This window comes from Micromonospora rubida (genome assembly GCF_009908295.1).
GTDB classification, from domain to species: domain Bacteria; phylum Actinomycetota; class Actinomycetes; order Mycobacteriales; family Micromonosporaceae; genus Micromonospora; species Micromonospora rubida.
Window position 1 is genome coordinate 839,119 of sequence record NZ_JAAALO010000003.1, and the last position, 17,875, is coordinate 856,993.

Sequence of the window (17,875 nt, forward strand, 5' to 3'; positions counted from 1 at the left end):
ACGCCGTACCGGGGCGTCAGTCGAGGCGGCGCTCGACGGCCAGCCGGGACCGGGTGAACAGGCCCGCGCCGAGCATAGCCACCAGCGGCACCACCACCAGCACCCCCAGGGTGAGCCAGGGCACCACGACCGGGTACGGCTCCTCCACCGGCCAGGCCTCGGCGTACCGGCGGTTCGTGGCGGCCAGGACGATCAGGGCGGTGCCCAGCCCGGCCGTGATGCCCAGGGCCGAGCCGAGCCCGGCGATCACCCCGGCCTGACAGAGCGACAGCACCCGGCGTACCCGGGGGCTGGCGCCCACGGCCGCCAGGGTGGACAGGTCGGCCCGTCCCTCGGCCGCGGCGAGGCCGGTGGCGACGGCCGCCGCGCCGACGGTGATCAGGCCGGAGGCGATGGCCAGCAGCAGCAGGATCGGCCGCCGGTCGGTGTCCGGGTGCCCGCGCTCGACGACCACCTGCAGCGAGGCGAGGCGCTGCAGCTCGGCGTCGAAGCGGTCCTGCTGGTCGCGGGTCGGCACCGCGTCGGTGGCCAGGATGTAGCCCTGCTGGCGCGCGGCGAGCCCGACCCGGCTGGCGGCGGCGTGGGACAGCACGAGCTGGTTCACCCCGGTCTCGCCGTGCAGCACGTACCCGGGCACGGTGGCCCGGACGGTCCCCGTCGACTCCGGTTCGTCGCGGGTCCGCGTCGCCACGAGGGTGACCCGGCCGTCGAGGACGTAGCGCGGGTCGGTCACCACGGCGCCGCCGGCCCGCAGCACCCGGCGGGCGGCGGCGACCTCCTGCGGGGCGGCGCCGGTGAGCGCGGCCAACACGTCGCCATCGTCCACCACCGACGACAGCGCGTCGCCGTTGTATCCGCCCGACAGCCGTTCGACGCAGCGTGGGTCGGCCCGGACGCGCTGCCGGACGGTGGCGTCCCGGAACTGCGACGGCTCGTACGGGCAGGTCTGTCCGGGCGGCAGCTCCGCCTGGACGCCGCACCATTCTCCGTCGGGGGTGGCTGCGGGGGTGGCTGGCGTGGCGGGCGCGGCGCAGGCCGGCGCGTCGATCCGGGCCACCGCGCTGGGCGGCAGCTCGGCGGCCGCGATCTCGGCGACCCGGGCCACCGGCGGCAGCGTCCCGGTCGCGGCGTCGGAGCCGACGATCAGGACGTTGCCGTACGGCAGGCTCGCCCGGTAGGCGGCCGTCGTCCGCGCGTCGTCGCTGGCCACGTACACGCCGAGGGCGACGCTGCCGGCGACCGCGGCCATCACCGCCGAGATGGCCGGGGCGGCCGAGGCGCGGTTGCGGCTCGCGTCCCGCAGCGCGACCCGGGGGGCCAGCGGCAGCCAGCGGCCGGCCCGGGCGAGTAACCCGATCAGCGTCGGGGTGGCGAAGACCAGCCCCAGCTCGCCGAGGATCAGGCCGGCGATGAGCACCGTCGTGCTCTGGGCGGCACCGAGCGCGGCCACCGCCGTGCCGCCCACGGTCAGCACCGCCCCGAGCAGCGGCCAGCGCCGCCGGTGCGGGGGCGGGGTGCGCCGGCCCGCCAGCCCGGCCACCACGTCCTGGCGGGAGGCGGTCCAGGCCGGCGCGAGCGCCGCGAGCACCCCGGCCAGCACCGCGACCGCGGCGATTGCCGCCAGCGCGGACGGAAAGATCCGGTACGCCCCGAAGCGTTCCCCGAAGAGGTACTGCTCGGTCAGGGGCCGGGCGGCGAGCGCGGCGGTGACGCCCAGCGCCAGCCCGGCGGCGGCCCCGGCGCAGCCCAGCACCACCCCGTCGGCCAGCACGACGCGGCGCAGGTGGGCGGCGTCCCCGCCGGCCACGGCGACCAGGGCCAGGTCCCGCCGTCGGCGACGCACCCCGACGGCGAACGCAGGCCCCACCAGCAGCACGACCTCCAGCAGGCCGAGGCCGCCGACCAGCACCGCGTTGCTGGCGTCCTCGACGTTCACCGCCGAGCTGAACAGCTCGGCGTCGGCCCCGGGGTGGGGTGCCGGGGTGCGGGCGACCACCACGATCCCGCGCGCGTTGAGCCGGTCGGTCAGGGCGGGGTCGACGCCGTCCGGCAGGTCGACGAACCACCTTGTCTCGCCCCACGACTCGACCGGGGTGCGGGGCGCCGGTGACAGGGCCACCATCGGGCTCAGGCTGTCGGGGAACTCCACCACCCCGACCACGGTCCGGTCGCCCGAGCCGTCGGCGGGGGCGACCCGGTCGCCGAGCCGGACGTGCAGCTGGCGCAGAGCCGCCGGGTTCAGCCCGATCTCGTCGGCGGCCGTCGGCGGGCGGCCGGCGAGCTGCCGGGCCTGCCCGCGCAGCGTCGGGTCGGTGAGGTCGAACTGCCGGCCGTTGAGCGTCTCTCGCCGGTTGCCGACGCGTGCCTCGAACCGCACCCACCACTGCGCCTCGCCGACCCGGCTGCCGGCCGGGAGCTGGGCGGTCAGCTCGGCGGCGGTGACCGGCCGGTTCCGGTGTCGGACGCCCTCACGCGGGTAGCCGTTGTCGCCCCAGGCGTCCTGCACCAGCGGGCCGTCCGCCAGCCAGCGCAGCTCCGCGTCGGCGGTGCCGAGCTGGCGGTCGATCCGCTCGGCCCGGGTCAGCCGGGACATGTCGTAGCTGACGGCGGCGAAGGCCAGTGCCAGCACGGGCAGGGCGATCATCGCGAGCACCAGCGCGGTGCGACCCCGGGCCCGCCCGGCCTCCCGCCGCGCGATGCGCAGCGCGGCCCGCCAGGAGCGCAGCGCCGCCACGATTCGTCGCGGGCGGGCGCCGCCGTCGATGTCGCCCGTTGGGGCTGGCGGCGGCACGTGGGCCGGGCGCCGGTCCCGCCGCGACCGGACGGTGGCCGCCCGCTTCGGGCTCACCGGCCGCTGCCGGCCAGGAGCTGCTCGACCCCGCCCAGCGGCGCCGTCGAGTCCACCATGACCCCGTCGCGCAGGAACACCACCCGGTCGGCCCAGGCGGCGTGCCGGGCCTCGTGGGTGACCAGTACGGCGGCGACGCCCGCGTCGACCCGGCGGCGCAGCAGGCGCAGCACCGCCTCGCCGGTCTGCGAGTCGAGCGCGCCGGTCGGCTCGTCGGCGAGGACGAGCCGTCGCTCGCCGACCAGGGCCCGGGCGATGGCGACCCGCTGCTGCTGCCCGCCGGACAACTGGTCCGGGAACCGCCCGCCCAGCTCGGTCAGCCCCACCTCGTCGAGCGCGACCTGGGCAGCCCGCCGCGCCTGGCGCACGCCGACGCCGTCCAGTTCGAGGGGGAGCGCGACGTTCTCGGCGGCGGTGAGGCTGCCCAGCAGGTTGAGGTTCTGGAAGATGTAGCCGATCCGCCGGCGGCGCACCCGGGCCAGCGCGCGGCGGTCGAGCGCGCCCAGCGGCTGTCCCTCGACGAGGATCTCGCCCGCGGTCGGCCCGTCGAGCCCGCCGGCCAGGGCGAGCAGGGTGGACTTGCCGGAGCCGGAGGGCCCCATCACGGCGACCAGTTCGCCGGGGCAGACGGTGAGGCTGACCCCGCGCAGGGCGTGCACGGCGGCCTCGCCGCTGCCGTGGGTGCGGTGGACGTCGCGCAGGTCGAGCACCGCCGCACCGGGCGCGGTGGGGCAGGCCCTTGGCACGTCGTCCGGTCCGCTCACCGCCGTGCCTCCTCGCCGTCCCGACCAGCCGTGTCCGTCGGCCAACCGGCCTCCCCCGGCCGACCGGCCTCCCCCGGCCGACCGGCCTCCCCCGGCCGACCGTCGGGCCCCGGTCCCGGCCGGTACCGCACGAGGCTCGTCTCGCAGTGGTCCAGCCAGCGGACCTCCGCCTCGGCCTGGAACACCATCGCGTCCAGCACCAGCCGCCAGGGCAGGTCCTCGGGGCGGTCGCTGGCGTACTTCAACCGGGTCAACTCCTGGAGGGTCCGCATGGTGGCGGTGCGCTGGGTCTGCACCACCGACCGCACGTCCACGCCGGGCGTGGTCAGCGCGAGGGCCAGCTTGATGGCCAGCTCGTCGCGGGGCCGGTCGGCCCGACTGAGCGGGGTCGCGAACCACAGCGCCAGGTCCGCCCGCCCGGCGTCGGTGATCTCGTACGGCCGCTGCCCGCCCTCGTTCTCCGGCAGTGGGCGCACCAGCCCGTCCCGTTCCAGCCGGGACAGGGTGGTGTAGACCTGCCCGATGTTTAGCGGCCAGGTCGAGCCGGTCGACTCCTCGAACGAGGCCCGGAGCTGGTAGCCGTACATCTGGCCGCGTTCGAGCAGCGCGAGCAGGCCGTGACGGATGGACATGGCTCCGGAGTATGCATACCTGGTATGTCACCCGCAACCGGGGGTGACGGCCGGCGGTCGCCCGGTGAGCGGCGAAACGCTCCGTGGCCGGTCAGTCGGGGCGGCCGGGAAACGCGACGGTGACCGGATTCACCCCCGCGGTGCGGCGCCAGCGGGTGGCCCGCACCGCGCAGTCGGTCAGCGCCGCGAGGGCTCGGTTGCGGTCCGCGCCGGTGGTGTGCGGCAGCGCCGCCCGCCAGAACGCGGCGGTACGCTCCTCCACCTCGACCGCCAGCCGCAGCGCGCTGGCCGCGTCGGTCACCGGGAAGGGCAGCGCGTACCCGGCCTTGTCGGCGGGGGCCGGGTCGCCGGCCGCGCTGAGCTGGAGCACCAGCGCGTCGCGTCTGGCCCGGTGCGCCGCCTCGGCCCGGCGGGCGGCCGTGCGGGCGGCGTCGGTGAGCCGGACCCCGATCGGCGCGTACGCGAAGATCGCGGCGTACTCGGCGGCGAGCGCGTCGGCCAGCGCCTGGGCCGGCCCGGACGGTGTCTGTCGACGGATCACTTCAGTGCCTCCACGTGGGTGGCCCGGGCGGCGGCGATCGAGCCGAGCAGCGCCGCCCGCTCGGCCGGCGCCCCGGCGCAGAGCTTCGCGGCCGACTCGCGCCCGCGCTGCTCCGCCTCGCGCAGGCCGGTCAGCGTCGCCCTCCGGTCGCCGCCGGCGCTGGCCCCGGCCGACGGCGTGCCCGAGGACGCGGACGCCGGGCGGCCGAACAGCTTCGCCAGTTCTGCCGCGTGCGCCTCGTGGGCCTCGGCGATCGGGGTGAGCGTCTTGGTCAGGCCCGGGTCGGCGGCCAGCGCGGCGCGGTGCCGGGCGGCCAGCTCGCGCGCCTCGGCGGCGAGGGGTTCGAGCGGGTCGGGGGCCGGGTCCGGCTCGTCGCCGTCGAAAAGATCACAGCCGGTCAGCGGCCCGGTGGCGCCGCCGAGTGCCAGCAGCGCGCCGACCCGCAGCAGGTTTCGCCGGGAATGTCCTGGTCCCCGGTCGTGCTGTCTCGTTCTGCCCTTCGCCACCGGGCAAGTCAACACCATTCGAGCACGGACGTGGGCGACCGGCGTCGGTGCGCCGCCCGGCCCGCCGCGCGGTGAGCGCGTTACGCTCTGCGCAACCACCGGCGCTCCGCCCCGGTGGTGCACCGGCATGGCGTCCGACCGGGCGCCGTCGTTCACGAAAGGGTGCGCCAGATGACGCAGCGTGGCCGTGCCACCAGGTCGACGGGGCCGACGGGGAGACCCCGACGCGCCGACGGCCCCCGGGGCGGTGACCGCGTCGGCAGCCCCCGGGGCGACCTCGCGGCCCGGCGGGCCCGGTTGCGCGCGGTGATCGAGCCGATCGTCAACGAGGCCGGATACGACCTGGAGGACGTCGCCGTCTCCCCGGCCGGGCGCCGGCACGTGGTGCGGGTGATCGTGGACGCCGACGGCGGGATCAGCCTGGACGCGGTGGCGGACGTCTCCCGGGCCGTCTCCGCCGCGCTCGACGCGGCCGAGGAGGCCGGCGGCGACATCCTGGCCGGCGAATACCAGCTGGAGGTCAGCTCCCCCGGGGTGGACCGCCCGCTCACCCTGCCCCGGCACTGGCGGCGCAACGTCGGCCGGCTGGTGAAGGTGACCGCCCGGGGTGGGCTGCCCGGGCAGCGTGCCGAGCAGCCCACCGGCGACCGCCAGGTCACCGGCCGGGTGGTCGAGGCCGACGACGAGCGCGTGGTGCTGGAGACCGATTCCGGCCGCGCGGAGTTCCGCCACGCCGAGCTCGGCCCCGGCCGGGTTCAGGTCGAGTTCAACCGCCTCGACGAGGTGGGCGACGACGAGCTCGGCGACAACGAGGACATTGACGACATCGACGACGAAGATGATGTGGAGGACGAGGAGAGGTGAACATCGACCTCGCGGCGCTGCGCGCACTCGAGCGCGAGCGGGAGATCCCGTTCGACACGATCCTCGCGGCGATCGAGACCGCGCTGCTGACCGCCTACCGGCACACCGACGGGGCCGAATCGCACGCCCGGGTGGAGATCGACCGGAAGTCCGGCGCGGCCCTGGTCTACGCCCAGGAGTTGGACGAAGACGGCAGCGTGGTGCGGGAGCGGGACGACACCCCGCACGACTTCGGCCGGATCGCGGCCATGACCGCCAAGCAGGTGATCCTCCAGCGGCTGCGGGAGGCCACCGACGAGGTGCACTTCGGCGAGTACGTCGGCCGCGACGGTGACCTGGTCACCGGCGTGGTGCAGGCGCACGAGGCGCGGTCCGAGAAGGGCATCGTCAGCGTCGACCTCGGCAAGCTGGAGGGCGTGCTGCCGCAGTCCGAGCAGGTCCCCGGCGAGCGGTACGCGCACGGCGAGCGGATCCGCTGCGTCGTGGTGCACGTCGCCAAGGGGATGCGCGGCCCACAGATCACCCTCTCCCGGTCCCACCCGGGGCTGGTGAAGAAGCTGTTCGCGCTGGAGGTCCCGGAGATCGCCGACGGGACCGTGGAGATCGGTGCCATCGCCCGCGAGGCCGGCCACCGCACGAAGATCGCGGTGCGTTCCACCACGCCGGGCGTGAACGCCAAGGGCGCCTGCATCGGCCCGATGGGCCAGCGCGTCCGTGCGGTGATGAGCGAGCTGCACGGTGAGAAGATCGACATCATCGACTGGTCGGACGACCCGGCCACCTTCGTCGGCAACGCGCTGTCGCCGGCCAAGGCGCTGCGGGTCGAGGTGGTCGACCTGGCCACCCGCACCGCCCGGGTGACCGTGCCGGACTTCCAGCTCTCGCTGGCGATCGGCCGGGAGGGGCAGAACGCCCGACTTGCGGCCCGGATGACCGGTTGGCGGATCGACACCCGGTCTGATGCGGAGCAGGCCACCACGCCTACGCGGAGCGGGGCCGATCACGTCCGGGAGCCGGGCGGAGCGATCTCGGGAAGCTAGGGGTAGACTTCTTCCGGTGGTACGACGCGCGCTGCCGGAGCGCACCTGTGTGGGTTGCCGGCGACGTGCGCCGGCCAGCGAATTGCTGCGAATGGTCGCGGTCGGCAACGAGGCTGGTCACAGCCTCCGTCCTGACCCGGCTCGCAGGCTGCCGGGTCGGGGAGCGAACATGCACCCGGATCCGGCCTGCTTCGCGCTGGCGGTGCGGCGGCGTGCCTTCGGGCGTGCGCTGCGGGTCACCGGGGTCGTCGATCACGGTGAGCTGGCCGAGCATCTCGATGCGCCAACCACTACGTCAGGTCATCCCGACCGGGCGAGGGTCGCTAGCAAGGTAGGACGACCGACATGAGCACACGATGAAGTTCCTGAAATGACCAGGCTTCAAGTGCACGAGTGAGGTTGTTGCGGGTGCTGCCCGCACGACCTCGGAGTGAGGAGTGCAGTGGCAGGTAAGGCCCGCGTACACGAGCTTGCTAAGGAGCTCGGGGTCGAAAGCAAGACCGTTCTCGCCAAGTTGAAGGAAATGGGCGAGTTCGTGAAGTCCGCGTCCAGCACCGTCGAGGCGCCTGTCGCCCGGCGGCTGCGCAACGCATTCGTCGCCTCCGCCGGTTCCCCGGCGCCGTCCGCCCCTCCGGCGGCCGCCCCGAGTGCGACGCCGACCCCGACTCCGTCCCCGTCCCCGGTTCCCGGTGCACCCCGGGTCGCGGCGAAGCCGATGCCGCCGCGGCGGCCCGGCCCGCCGACCCCCGGCCCGAAGCCCAAGGGGCCAGTTCCCGGCCTGCCGCAGCCGGCGACCCCGGTCGCCAAGCCGGCGAGTGCCCACGACATCGAGGTGGCGGCCGCCGAGGCGCGCGCCGCCGCGCTGAAGGCCGAGCAGGAGGCCGCGGTCAAGGCCGCCCAGGCCGCCCGGCAGCAGCAGCGAGAGAACGTCCGTCGGGAGCCACCCGCCGAGGGTGGTCCCCGTCCCGGTCCGCGCCCGAACACGGGTCCGGGCGCGGGTCCGGGTGCGATGCCGCCCCGGCCGGGTTCCCCGGCCGCCGGCCGCCCCGGTGCCCCGGCCCCGGGCCCGGGTGCCCGTCCGGGCGGTCGTCCGCCGGCGCGCAGCGCCGGTAACAACCCGTTCGGTATCCAGGGCGGTCAGCAGCAGCGGCCCCCGGCCGCCGGTGGTGGCGGTCCCCGCCCGAACCCGTCGTCGATGCCGCCTCGGCCGAGTCCGGCCTCCATGCCGCCTCGGCCCAGCCCGGCCTCCATGCCGAGCCAGCGCCCCGGTCGTCCTGGTGGCGGCCCCGGCGCGGGTCGTCCCGGCGGCGGCGGTGGCGCGGGTCGTCCCGGCGGTGGCGGTGGCGGTGGCTTCCGCGGCGGTCCCGGTGGCGGTGGCGGTGGCGGTGGCTTCCGCGGCGGTCCCGGTGGTGCCGGTGCCGGTGCCGGTGGCGGTGGCTACCGCGGCGGTCCCGGTGGCGGCGGTGGTGCTCCCGGCGGCGGTTTCCGTCCGGGCGCCCCGGCCGGTGGCGGTGGTCGTCCGGGTGGTGGCGGCCGTGGCCGTGGCGGCGGCGCCGCGGGTGCCTTCGGGCGTCCGGGCGGTAGGCCGACCCGTGGCCGCAAGTCCAAGAAGCAGCGCAGACAGGAGTTCGACAACCTGTCGGCCCCGACCATGAGCTCGGGTGCCCCCCGGGGTCAGGGTCAGGTCGTCAGGCTCTCCCGTGGCGCCTCGCTGTCGGACTTCGCCGACAGGATCAACGCCAACCCGGGTTCCCTGGTCCAGGAGATGTTCAACCTGGGCGAGATGGTCACGGCGACCCAGTCCTGCTCCGACGAGACCCTGCTGCTGCTGGGTGAGCACCTCGGCTTCGACGTGCAGATCGTCAGCCCGGAGGACGAGGACCGCGAGCTGCTCGCGCAGTTCAACATCGACCTCGACGCCGAGGTCGCGGAGGACCGCCTGGTCAGCCGTGCGCCGGTGGTGACCGTCATGGGTCACGTCGACCACGGTAAGACCAAGCTGCTCGACGCGATCCGCAAGGCGAACGTCGTGGCCGGCGAGGCGGGTGGCATCACCCAGCACATCGGTGCCTACCAGGTCCACGTCCCGCACGACGGCGTGGACCGGGCCGTGACCTTCATCGACACCCCGGGCCACGAGGCGTTCACCGCCATGCGTGCCCGTGGTGCCCAGGTCACCGACATCGTGGTGCTGGTGGTCGCGGCCGACGACGGCGTGATGCCGCAGACGATCGAGGCGTTGAACCACGCCAAGGCGGCGGACGTGCCGATCGTGGTCGCGGTCAACAAGGTCGACAAGCCGGACGCCAACCCGGACAAGGTCCGCCAGCAGCTGACCGAGTACGGCCTGGTCGCCGAGGAGTACGGCGGCGAGACGATGTTCGTCAACGTGGCCGCGAAGCCGGGCATCGGCATCGAGGAGCTGCTCGAGGCGGTCCTGCTGACCGCCGACGCGTCGCTGGAGCTGACCGCTCCGATCGACGGGCCGGCGCAGGGTGTTGCCATCGAGGCGCACCTGGACAAGGGTCGCGGTGCGGTGGCGACGGTGCTGGTGCAGAAGGGCACCCTGCGGGCGGGCGACTCCATCGTCGCCGGCGGGGCGCACGGCCGGGTCCGGGCGATGCTCGACGAGAACGGCAACCAGGTCGCCGAGGCGGGTCCGGCCCGTCCGGTGCTGGTGCTCGGTCTCACCGCGGTCCCCGGGGCGGGCGACACCTTCCTCGCCGCGGCGGACGACCGCACGGTGCGTCAGATCGCCGAGCAGCGGCAGGCACGGCGGCGGGCGGCGTCCTTCGCCAACTCCCGTGGCCGGGCCACCCTCGAGACGCTCATGGAGCAGCTCAAGGAGGGCGAGAAGACCTCGCTCAACCTGGTGCTCAAGGGCGACGTCTCCGGTTCCGTGGAGGCCCTCGAGGACGCCCTGTTCAACCTGGACATCCCGGAGGAGGTCCAGCTCAGGATCATCCACCGGGGCGTGGGTGCGATCACCGAGAGCGACGTCATGCTCGCGAGCGCCTCGTCCGAGGCGGTCACGATCATCGGCTTCAACGTGCGGGCCGCCAACAAGGTCCGCGAGATCGCCGACCGCGAGGGCGTGGAGATCCGGTACTACACGGTCATCTACCAGGCCATCGAGGAGATCGACGCCGCGCTCAAGGGGCTGCTCAAGCCGGAGTACGAAGAGGTCGAGCTGGGCAGCGCGGAGATCCGCGACGTCTTCCGCTCGTCCAAGGTCGGCAACATCTCCGGCTGTATCGTCCGGTCCGGGATCCTGCGCCGCAACGCCAAGGCGCGGCTGCTGCGGGACGGGCAGGTGGTGGCGGACAACCTCACCATCAGCTCGCTCAAGCGGTTCAAGGACGACGCGACGGAGGTCCGCGAGGGCTTCGAGTGTGGTTTGACCCTGACCGGTTACAACAACGTTCAGGTCGGCGACATCATCGAGACCTTCGAGATGCGGGAGAAGCCGCGCGCCTGACCCGTTCGACACACTGATCAAGGGGTTTACGCCCGAACGGCGTAAACCCCTTGATCATGTGGGGGTCGCTGCGAGTATCGTCCGGGGCGATGTTCACCGGAACCGCGGTCTTCGACCTGCTGCTGCCGGGCGACTCCCGGTCGCTCAAAGCCAAGAGATCATACGTACGGCCGATCGTGGCGGCGCTGCGCCGCTTCGAGGTGTCGGCCGCCGAGGTGGGAGCGCTCGACCTGCACGGTCGGGCGGAGATAGCCGTGGCCGTGGTGGCCGCGGAGGGCGCGCACGTGCGCGAGGTGCTCGACTCGTGCGAGCACCTCGTCGCGGGCCGTCCCGAGGTCGAGCTGCTGTCGGTGCGTCGCCACCTGTACGGCGACGGTGACGGCGACGACTGACGGGCGCTGGGCGGTGACGCCCGTGCCCGGCGGTCGACCCGACTGTGAAGGTAGTGTTCGAATTGTTGGCTGGTCGGATCCGGCGGCGCACCGCGCCCCGGGCCGGCCGGGAGTAGGACGCCGTGGAGGTGGGCGAGATGACGGATCCGGCCAAGGTACGCCGGCACGCGGAGCGGATTCGCGAACTGGTCGCGTCGGTGGTGCGGAGCCAGATCAAGGACCCCCGGCTCGGCATGATCACTATCACAGACGCCCGGATCACCGCGGATCTGCGCGACGCGACGGTCTTCTACACCGTCCTCGGCGACGCGGCGGAGCAGGCCAGCACGGCGGCGGCGCTGGAGAGCGCCAAGGGGATGCTGCGCAGCACGGTCGGCAAGGCTCTCGGGCTGCGCCACTCGCCGTCGCTGACCTTCGTCCTCGACGACGTGCAGGACCAGGTCAAGCAGATCGACGACCTGCTGGTCCAGGCCCGCACCGCCGACGCCGAGGTGCAGCGCCTCGCCGCCGGTGCCCGGTACGCGGGCGAGGCCCAGCCGTACCGGGTGGACGACGAGGACGAGGACGGGGACTCCGCCGACGAGGGGGCCGCCGACGAGCAGACCCCGCGCGGCGCGGACCGGCCGTGACAGGGGCCGCCGCCCGGCCCGCCGACACCGGCCCTGCCGTGACAGAGCTCGCCGACACCGGCGCTGCTGTGGCAGGGGCCGCCGTCGGGCCCGGCCCGGGCGAGGCCGACTGGGCAGCCGCCGTCGAGGCGGTACGCGGCCTGCCGGCCGACGCCCGGGTCCTGCTGATCTGCCACGTCAACCCCGACGGGGACGCGCTGGGCAGCATGCTCGGCTTCGCGCTGGGCCTGCGGCAGCTCGGCGTACGCCGGTTGCAGGCGACCTTCCCCGGCCCGCCCGAGGTGCCGGAGCCGATCCGCGGCCTGCCCGGGATGGACCTGCTGGTCCCGGAGGCGGACGCGGACCCGGCGCCGGAGCTGGTCGTCTGCTTCGACGCGGCGAGTGAGTCGCGGCTCGGCGGCCTGGTCGACCGGCTGGAGACCGCCGGGGCCGCGCTGGTGCTCGACCATCACGCCTCGAACACCCGGTTCGGCGGGATCAACCTGGTCGACCCCCGGGCGGCGGCCACCTCGGTGGTGGCCGAGGAGTTGCTGACCCGGCTCGGGGTGACCCTGGACGCGGCGATCGCCGAGTGCCTCTACGTCGCGCTGACCACCGACACCGGGTCGTTCCGGTTCGAGGCGACCACCCCGGCGGTGCACGAGCTGGCGGCCCGGCTGCTGGCCACCGGAATCCGGCCCGGTGACATCTCCCGCCGGGTCTTCGACACCCGGCCCTTCGGCGCGGTGCGGCTGTTCGGCGAGGTGCTCTGCCGGGCCCGCCTGGAGCCGGCGGCGGCCGGAGGCCACGGCCTCGTCTGGACGTACGCCACGCTCGACGACCTGGTTCGGCACGACCAGCGACCGTACGTGCTGGAGGCTCTGATCGATTCGGTCCGGTGCACCGCCGAGGCCGACGTGAGCTGCGTGGTCAAGCAGGTCCGCCCGGCGGAGTGGGCGGTGTCGATGCGCAGCAAGGGCGCGGTGGACGTGAGCCGCGTCGCGGTCGCCCTCGGCGGCGGCGGTCACCGGCTCGCGGCCGGCTTCACCGGTCGCGGCACCGTCGAGGATGTGGTGGCCGGCATCCGTGCGGAGCTGGACAAGGCGTTGATCGAGGCGTAGATCAGGGACGACTCCGGGGGGCGGTGGTCTTCCCGCGCTCCGCTGCGGCGGGGAGAATTGTGGGATGGATCACCCGCGCGAGCTCATCGTCACGGAGCCCCGGGTCTGGGACCGTCCCGTGGTCTCCGTGCCGGTGCTGGTCTGTCTCTCCCTCGTCGGCGGGCAACTGCCCTCGTTCTCCGCCTCGGCGAACCTCTACACGCTCGGCACCGGGGGCGCGTTGATCTGGCTGGGCCTGGGTGCCCGGGTGTCGCGCCGGCCGGCGCCCCGCCGGCTCGGCGCGGGCGTGGTCTGGTGGCTGGTCCCGGTGGCCGTGTTCGGCGTGTTCGAGGGGACCACCTTCGTCCTGCACGCCGGCGACGAGTTCCCCACCCTTTCCCGGCTGGCCGATCCGTTGCTGGAGGACGAGCTGGTCCGCTCGGCGGCCTGGTTCGCCTGGCTCGCCGCGTTCTGGGGGCTGGTGCGGCGATGATGCGGGCACTCGCCATCGGCGGCTTCGTCACCGCCCTGGCGCTTTTTGTCGCGGTCGAGTGGGCCGCCCGCCGGCCGGGCTCCCGGATCCCGTCGTCGGCCGACGTCTGCGCCTACGTGATGCGCTACGAGGTGGGCCCGGTGCCCGTCGGCCGGATCGGCCTGTTCGGCTTCTGGTGGTGGCTCGGCTGGCACTTCCTGGCCCGCTGAGGGGCGCTCACCGCCGTCCCTGACCCTCCGGCCGGCCCGGCGGGAGCCTCACCCTGTCCAGATGACGGGAAGAGTGGGCAGCATGTGGACCTGAACGATAATTTGGGAATCGACCGGTGTCGTGTCCCGCGGTGCTGGTCGACGGTGGTGGCGCCGCACCCGGCACCGCCTCCCTCCAGGGTCCGACCGACCCGGGCGCACGCCCAGACCGGCCGCTCCGGTGACCCCGGGCCGCCCGTCAGGCGCCAGCACGACCGGCCGCAGGGCCACCACGTCGCCGTGGCCCGCACCCTGGAAGGACCGAATCATGTCGAGCAAGCCCAAGACCGAGAACACCGACGAGGCACGCGAGCAGGCCCGCCGCGCGCTGCAGACGTCGATGGACACCCGCCAGTGACCCAGGCCACCCGGCACTGATGCCCGACCCCGCCCACAAGCCCCGCGCCGGGTGCACTTTCCGGGAAAGAGTGCCTTAGGTCGCCCACGAGGCCACTCTTTCCCGGAAAGTGCGCGCGGGGTGGTGGGTCGTGTCGTCACGGCGATGGGTAAGGAATAGCTCTTGTTGTGATCCTTACCTTTGCCGTGTCAGGATCGGTGGCGATGATCCGGTCCTCCCTCGCCCCGTCCGCCGTCGCCTCGCCGCGACGGATCGCCGCCCTGGCTCTGCCGGCCCTCGTGGTGCTCGCCGCCGAGCCGCTCTACGTCCTGGTCGACACGGCCGTGGTCGGTCACCTCGGCCGGCTGCCGCTCGCCGCGCTGGCCGTCGCCGGCACCGTGATGACCCTGATCGCGTGGCTGGGCACCGTCCTGGCGTACGGGATCACCGGGCGGGCCGCCCGCCGGTTCGGCTCCGGCGACCGGGCCGCCGCCGTGGCCGAGGGCGTGCAGGCGTCCTGGCTGGCCCTCGGGGTCGGGGTGCTGGTCGCGCTCGCCATGCAGTTCGTCGCCGGCCCGCTGGTCGCCGCGCTCGCCGGGCCCGGCGAGGTCGCCGACGCGGCCGGGCGGTGGCTGCGGGTCGCGGCGCTCGGGGCCCCCGGGCTGCTGCTCGCCGCGGCGGGCAACGGCTGGCTGCGCGGCGTGCAGAACACCCGTCGGCCGCTGTGGTTCGTGCTCGGCCCCAACCTGCTGTCCGCGCTGCTCTGCCCGCTGCTGGTCTACCCCGTCGGGTGGGGGCTCACCGGCTCGGCGGTGGCCAACGCGGTGGCCCAGACCATCTCCGGCGGGCTGTTCGCCGCCGCGCTGGTGAGCGAGCGGGTGTCGCTGCGCCCCCGCCCGGGGGTGATCCGCCAGCAGCTCGTGCTCAGCCGGGACCTGCTGGTCCGGGGCGTCGCCTTCCAGGCCAGCTTCCTGTCCGCCACCGCCGTCGCGGCCCGGTTCGGGGCGGCGGCGGTCGGCGCGCACCAGATCGCCGTACAACTGTGGTTCTTCACCGCCCTGGTGCTCGACGCCCTCGCGATCGCCGCGCAGGCGCTGATCGGCGCGGCGCTCGGGGCCGGCGACGACGCCGGCGCCCGCGCCCTGGCCCGGCGGGTCGCGCTGCTCGGCGCCGGCTGCGGCGTGGCGTTCGCGGTGCTCATCGCCGTCGGGGCCGGCGTCGTGCCGGGGCTGTTCAGCTCCGACGAGCAGGTACGCGACCAGGCCATGGTCGCCTGGCCCTGGCTGGTGGCGTTGCAGCCGGTCGGCGGCGTGGTGTTCGCCCTCGACGGGGTGCTGATCGGCGCGGGCGACGTCCGCTACCTGCGCAACCTCACCATCGTCGCGGCGTTCGGCGGCTTCCTGCCGGCGATCTGGCTGTCGTACGCGTTCGACCTGGGCCTCGGCGGCGTCTGGGCCGGCCTGTTCCTGTTCGTGCTGCTCCGGCTGGCGGCCCTGCTGCTGCGGCTGCGCTCCGGCGGCTGGGCCGTGGTCGGCGCCGTCCGCTGAGCGGACCGGAACGGGAGCCCCGTGGCGGGCGGTGGGCCAGGGTCAGCAGGACCCGGGGACGTGGGCGGCCTGCTCAGGGTCGAAGACCTCGGTGAGGGGCACCCCACGGGACGGTCCGACCTGGTTGCCGTCGGACACCCAGGGCGCCACGTCGAGGAAACCCTCCTCCCTCAGCAGGCCGCACTCGGCGTTCCAGGTGACGGCCTCGGCGGAGCCCAGCCAGAGGCCACGCGCCGAGGGCGAGACGTCGTCGGGGTGGGGCAGGTACCAGACCACGGTGTCCCGGACGACCACCAGGTCAGCCTCGGGCGGGGCCTCCCCGGCCAGCCGCTCGAAGGCGTACACCCAGGAGAACCGGGTGGTCACCGCCAGCACGCGGATTCCGTCGGCGTTCTCGGTGGCCTCGTAGTCGACCTTCCCGGCGACCCTGATCTCCTTCTTCCAGCGGAAGCTCCTGTCCAGCCGGGTGGCGAAGTGCTGGAAGCGTGCGTCGGCGAAGGCCGGCGAGAGGTCCTCGCGGGCGTCCTCCGCCAGCACGGTGAGGAAGGGCGTGTAGTTGCCGTACAACATGACGGTGCTGAGGCGGCTCTCGATCAGCGCCCGTCGGGTCGTGTCGAGCGCTGTACGCACCTGCGCCGCGCTGAACGGGCCGGTGGGCCGGGCCGTGGGCAGTTGGATGCCCTGCTCGCCGACGGCGAACCCGGCGGCGGGAGTGCCGGCGAAGTAGTCCCGGTGCGCACCGGCGGAGCTGACCGGGCCCGGCGACGGCGACGGCGACGGCGTCGACGGCGTGGCGGTGCGGACGCCGTCGACGACGGTGCGGACGACGGTCACCGTCGCGCCGAGCAGGGCCACCGCGCCCAGCGCGACCACGCCGACAAGTAACTTCCCGCGATGCCGCCCCCAGGCCAGCCGCCGCCGTTCCGTGCGGTCCAGCGGCTGTTCCGTGCCCACCTGGCGCATCCAGTCCGGTAGCTGGATCTGCTCGTCGACGTGGGCGACGGCGTACCGGTCCGGCCCGGCCGCCGGTCCCGGTTCGTTGGCCGGGCCGCGGGCGGGTGCCGGAACGGGTGGTTGCTGCTCGGTCATCGCGCATCCTGGTCTACGGCGGGGCAGGGCGCATGATCCTCGCACCCGGCGGCTCGGCCGCGCAGCGCCTTTCGTGGCGGCCCCGGCCGGGGCTCACAGGCGGTCGCCGGCCTGCATTCTCGCGAACAGGTAGGCGGCGCCCGCGACGAGAACCGTCGCCACCGCCGCGACGACAACGAACGACACGATCGCCGAGACGACCGGGTGCCGCTCGCTGAACCGGCTCCCTTCCCGCCAGCGCCACAGCGCCCGCCGCCCCTCCCACAGGCCCGGTGTGGCGTCCACCAGGTCGGACAGGCGTCGGCCGAGGGTCCGCCGGGGCGGCTCGGGGTTGCGCATCCACTGGGGCAGGTCGACCCGGGCGTGGTGCTCCTGCGGGGGCGGGGTGCTCATGGGGGCTCCGGGGCAGGTGTGAGAAGGGGTTGCCGCATTGTGCCGTGCGGTGACGGGCGGCGTGACCCCGTCTGGCAGGCTTGGCGGTCGTGAGCGCAGACGGTCTGATCGTGGTCGACAAGCCCGGCGGCATGACGTCGCACGACGTGGTGGCGCGGATCCGCCGGCTGGCCCGGACCCGCCGGGTCGGGCACGGCGGCACGCTTGATCCGATGGCCACCGGCGTGCTGGTGATCGGCGTCGGCCGGGCCACCCGGCTGTTGACGTACGTCATCGGCGCGGGCAAGAGCTACGCGGCCACCGTCCGGCTCGGGCAGGCCACCGTCACCGACGACGCCGAGGGCGACGTGCTGACCACCACCCCGGCCGGGACGGTCACCGACGAGGCGATCCGGTCGGCGTTCGCGGCGCTGACCGGCGAGATCGATCAGGTGCCGAGCGCGGTCAGCGCCATCAAGATCGACGGCCAGCGGGCGTACAAGCGGGTACGCGAGGGGGAGAGCGTCGAGCTGCCCGCCCGCCGGGTCACCGTGAGCCGACTCGACGTGCTGGCCATCCGCCGGGACACCCCCGACGTGGTGGACGTCGACGTCGACGTGACCTGCTCGTCCGGGACGTACATTCGGGCGCTGGCCCGGGACGCGGGCCTGGCGCTCTCGGTCGGCGGCCACCTGACCGCGCTGCGCCGCACTGCGGTCGGCGGGTTCGCCCTGGCCGAGGCGGCGACCCTCGACGAGCTGGAGCAGCGCGCGCCCGAGGTGGTGAACCTGCCGCTCGACGCGGCGGCCGACCGGTTCTTCCCGCGCCGGGAGGCTACCGCCGACGAGGCGAAGGTGCTCTCCCACGGCGGCCCGCTCGATCCGGCCGGTCTCACCGGGCCGTACGCCGTCTTCGGTCCCGACGGCGGTCTGATCGCTATCGTCAGCGAGCGGGACGGCCGGGCCCGCGCGGAGATCGTGCTCGCCCCGGCCTGACGGCGGGCGGGGGTACGGCCG

At 74.6% G+C, this 17,875-nt stretch carries 18 protein-coding genes; 11 read left to right on the plus strand and 7 right to left on the minus strand.

The annotated features are described in order from the left end of the window. Nucleotides 1-16: 16 nt before the first annotated feature. The 5 genes from GVV04_RS13385 to GVV04_RS13405 all read right to left on the minus strand — a co-directional run bounded on the left by GVV04_RS13385 (nucleotide 17) and on the right by GVV04_RS13405 (nucleotide 5,234). Nucleotides 17-2,848, minus strand: coding sequence for an FtsX-like permease family protein (locus tag GVV04_RS13385; RefSeq protein ID WP_328822356.1), 2,832 nt, complete (start codon nucleotides 2,846-2,848; stop codon nucleotides 17-19). Next, entirely contained in the window at nucleotides 2,845-3,612 is a 768-nt protein-coding gene (locus tag GVV04_RS13390; RefSeq protein WP_328822357.1) for an ABC transporter ATP-binding protein, read from the minus strand. The genes GVV04_RS13385 and GVV04_RS13390 overlap by 4 nt, the downstream gene beginning before the upstream one ends. After that, the gene (locus tag GVV04_RS13395; RefSeq protein WP_235965984.1) at nucleotides 3,609-4,244 is read right to left on the minus strand and encodes a PadR family transcriptional regulator; all 636 of its coding nucleotides are present in this window, start codon (nucleotides 4,242-4,244) and stop codon (nucleotides 3,609-3,611) included. Before GVV04_RS13395 ends, GVV04_RS13390 begins: the two co-directional genes overlap by 4 nt. A gap of 91 nt (nucleotides 4,245-4,335) precedes the next feature. Further along, nucleotides 4,336-4,785, minus strand: a complete 450-nt coding sequence (locus GVV04_RS13400; RefSeq protein ID WP_407938789.1) for a ferritin-like domain-containing protein — start codon at nucleotides 4,783-4,785, stop codon at nucleotides 4,336-4,338. Continuing rightward, entirely contained in the window at nucleotides 4,782-5,234 is a 453-nt protein-coding gene (locus GVV04_RS13405; protein WP_201753499.1) for a hypothetical protein, read from the minus strand. The genes GVV04_RS13400 and GVV04_RS13405 overlap by 4 nt, the downstream gene beginning before the upstream one ends. A 228-nt stretch (nucleotides 5,235-5,462) precedes the next feature. Here GVV04_RS13405 and rimP point away from each other — a divergent pair, with 228 nt between their 5' ends. From rimP to GVV04_RS13455, 10 genes are all read left to right on the plus strand, one after another. After that, a complete protein-coding gene (gene rimP / locus GVV04_RS13410) occupies nucleotides 5,463-6,155 on the plus strand; it encodes a ribosome maturation factor RimP (protein WP_161688024.1) in 693 nt (230 codons plus the stop codon). Beyond that, the gene (gene nusA, locus GVV04_RS13415) at nucleotides 6,152-7,195 is read left to right on the plus strand and encodes a transcription termination factor NusA (RefSeq protein ID WP_161688026.1); all 1,044 of its coding nucleotides are present in this window, start codon (nucleotides 6,152-6,154) and stop codon (nucleotides 7,193-7,195) included. Before rimP ends, nusA begins: the two co-directional genes overlap by 4 nt. Before the next feature lie 16 nt (nucleotides 7,196-7,211). Next, entirely contained in the window at nucleotides 7,212-7,544 is a 333-nt protein-coding gene (locus GVV04_RS13420; RefSeq protein WP_161688028.1) for a YlxR family protein, read from the plus strand. Nucleotides 7,545-7,637: 93 nt separating this feature from the next. Beyond that, nucleotides 7,638-10,673, plus strand: a complete 3,036-nt coding sequence (infB, locus tag GVV04_RS13425; protein ID WP_161688030.1) for a translation initiation factor IF-2 — start codon at nucleotides 7,638-7,640, stop codon at nucleotides 10,671-10,673. A gap of 89 nt (nucleotides 10,674-10,762) precedes the next feature. Next, the gene (locus GVV04_RS13430; protein WP_161688032.1) at nucleotides 10,763-11,065 is read left to right on the plus strand and encodes a DUF503 domain-containing protein; all 303 of its coding nucleotides are present in this window, start codon (nucleotides 10,763-10,765) and stop codon (nucleotides 11,063-11,065) included. Between the two features lie 137 nt (nucleotides 11,066-11,202). Continuing rightward, nucleotides 11,203-11,694 carry a 30S ribosome-binding factor RbfA gene (rbfA, locus tag GVV04_RS13435; RefSeq protein WP_161688034.1) on the plus strand — a complete coding sequence of 164 codons (492 nt, stop codon included), beginning with the start codon at nucleotides 11,203-11,205 and terminating at the stop codon, nucleotides 11,692-11,694. A gap of 38 nt (nucleotides 11,695-11,732) precedes the next feature. Further along, nucleotides 11,733-12,794, plus strand: a complete 1,062-nt coding sequence (locus tag GVV04_RS13440) for a DHH family phosphoesterase (protein ID WP_407938790.1) — start codon at nucleotides 11,733-11,735, stop codon at nucleotides 12,792-12,794. 64 nt (nucleotides 12,795-12,858) lie between these two features. Then, nucleotides 12,859-13,266 carry a hypothetical protein gene (locus tag GVV04_RS13445; RefSeq protein WP_161688036.1) on the plus strand — a complete coding sequence of 136 codons (408 nt, stop codon included), beginning with the start codon at nucleotides 12,859-12,861 and terminating at the stop codon, nucleotides 13,264-13,266. Continuing rightward, the gene (locus tag GVV04_RS13450) at nucleotides 13,266-13,475 is read left to right on the plus strand and encodes a DUF6186 family protein (RefSeq protein ID WP_201753503.1); all 210 of its coding nucleotides are present in this window, start codon (nucleotides 13,266-13,268) and stop codon (nucleotides 13,473-13,475) included. The genes GVV04_RS13445 and GVV04_RS13450 overlap by 1 nt, the downstream gene beginning before the upstream one ends. A 600-nt stretch (nucleotides 13,476-14,075) precedes the next feature. After that, the gene (locus GVV04_RS13455) at nucleotides 14,076-15,398 is read left to right on the plus strand and encodes an MATE family efflux transporter (protein ID WP_161688040.1); all 1,323 of its coding nucleotides are present in this window, start codon (nucleotides 14,076-14,078) and stop codon (nucleotides 15,396-15,398) included. 42 nt (nucleotides 15,399-15,440) lie between these two features. On the opposite strand, the gene GVV04_RS13460 is transcribed toward GVV04_RS13455, so the two are convergent. Together GVV04_RS13460 and GVV04_RS13465 are read right to left on the minus strand one after the other, a co-directional pair. Then, nucleotides 15,441-16,487, minus strand: coding sequence for a hypothetical protein (locus tag GVV04_RS13460; RefSeq protein ID WP_161688042.1), 1,047 nt, complete (start codon nucleotides 16,485-16,487; stop codon nucleotides 15,441-15,443). A 93-nt stretch (nucleotides 16,488-16,580) separates the two neighbouring features. Beyond that, on the minus strand, nucleotides 16,581-16,880 hold the full coding sequence (locus tag GVV04_RS13465; protein WP_161688044.1) for a hypothetical protein: 300 nt from the start codon (nucleotides 16,878-16,880) through the stop codon (nucleotides 16,581-16,583). Nucleotides 16,881-16,969: 89 nt separating this feature from the next. Here GVV04_RS13465 and truB point away from each other — a divergent pair, with 89 nt between their 5' ends. Continuing rightward, nucleotides 16,970-17,854, plus strand: coding sequence for a tRNA pseudouridine(55) synthase TruB (gene truB / locus GVV04_RS13470; protein WP_161688046.1), 885 nt, complete (start codon nucleotides 16,970-16,972; stop codon nucleotides 17,852-17,854). Nucleotides 17,855-17,875: the final 21 nt, after the last annotated feature.

Bases quoted from the DNA above. Each gene is read 5' to 3' on its own strand.
- GVV04_RS13395 (WP_235965984.1), bottom strand. From the start codon at position 4,244: ATGTCCATCCGTCACGGCCTGCTCGCGCTGCTCGAACGCGGCCAGATG.
- rimP (WP_161688024.1), top strand. From the start codon at position 5,463: ATGACGCAGCGTGGCCGTGCCACCAGGTCGACGGGGCCGACGGGGAGA.
- GVV04_RS13430 (WP_161688032.1), top strand. From the start codon at position 10,763: ATGTTCACCGGAACCGCGGTCTTCGACCTGCTGCTGCCGGGCGACTCC.
- rbfA (WP_161688034.1), top strand. From the start codon at position 11,203: ATGACGGATCCGGCCAAGGTACGCCGGCACGCGGAGCGGATTCGCGAA.
- GVV04_RS13445 (WP_161688036.1), top strand. From the start codon at position 12,859: ATGGATCACCCGCGCGAGCTCATCGTCACGGAGCCCCGGGTCTGGGAC.
- GVV04_RS13450 (WP_201753503.1), top strand. From the start codon at position 13,266: ATGCGGGCACTCGCCATCGGCGGCTTCGTCACCGCCCTGGCGCTTTTT.
- GVV04_RS13455 (WP_161688040.1), top strand. From the start codon at position 14,076: ATGATCCGGTCCTCCCTCGCCCCGTCCGCCGTCGCCTCGCCGCGACGG.
- GVV04_RS13460 (WP_161688042.1), bottom strand. From the start codon at position 16,487: ATGACCGAGCAGCAACCACCCGTTCCGGCACCCGCCCGCGGCCCGGCC.
- GVV04_RS13465 (WP_161688044.1), bottom strand. From the start codon at position 16,880: ATGAGCACCCCGCCCCCGCAGGAGCACCACGCCCGGGTCGACCTGCCC.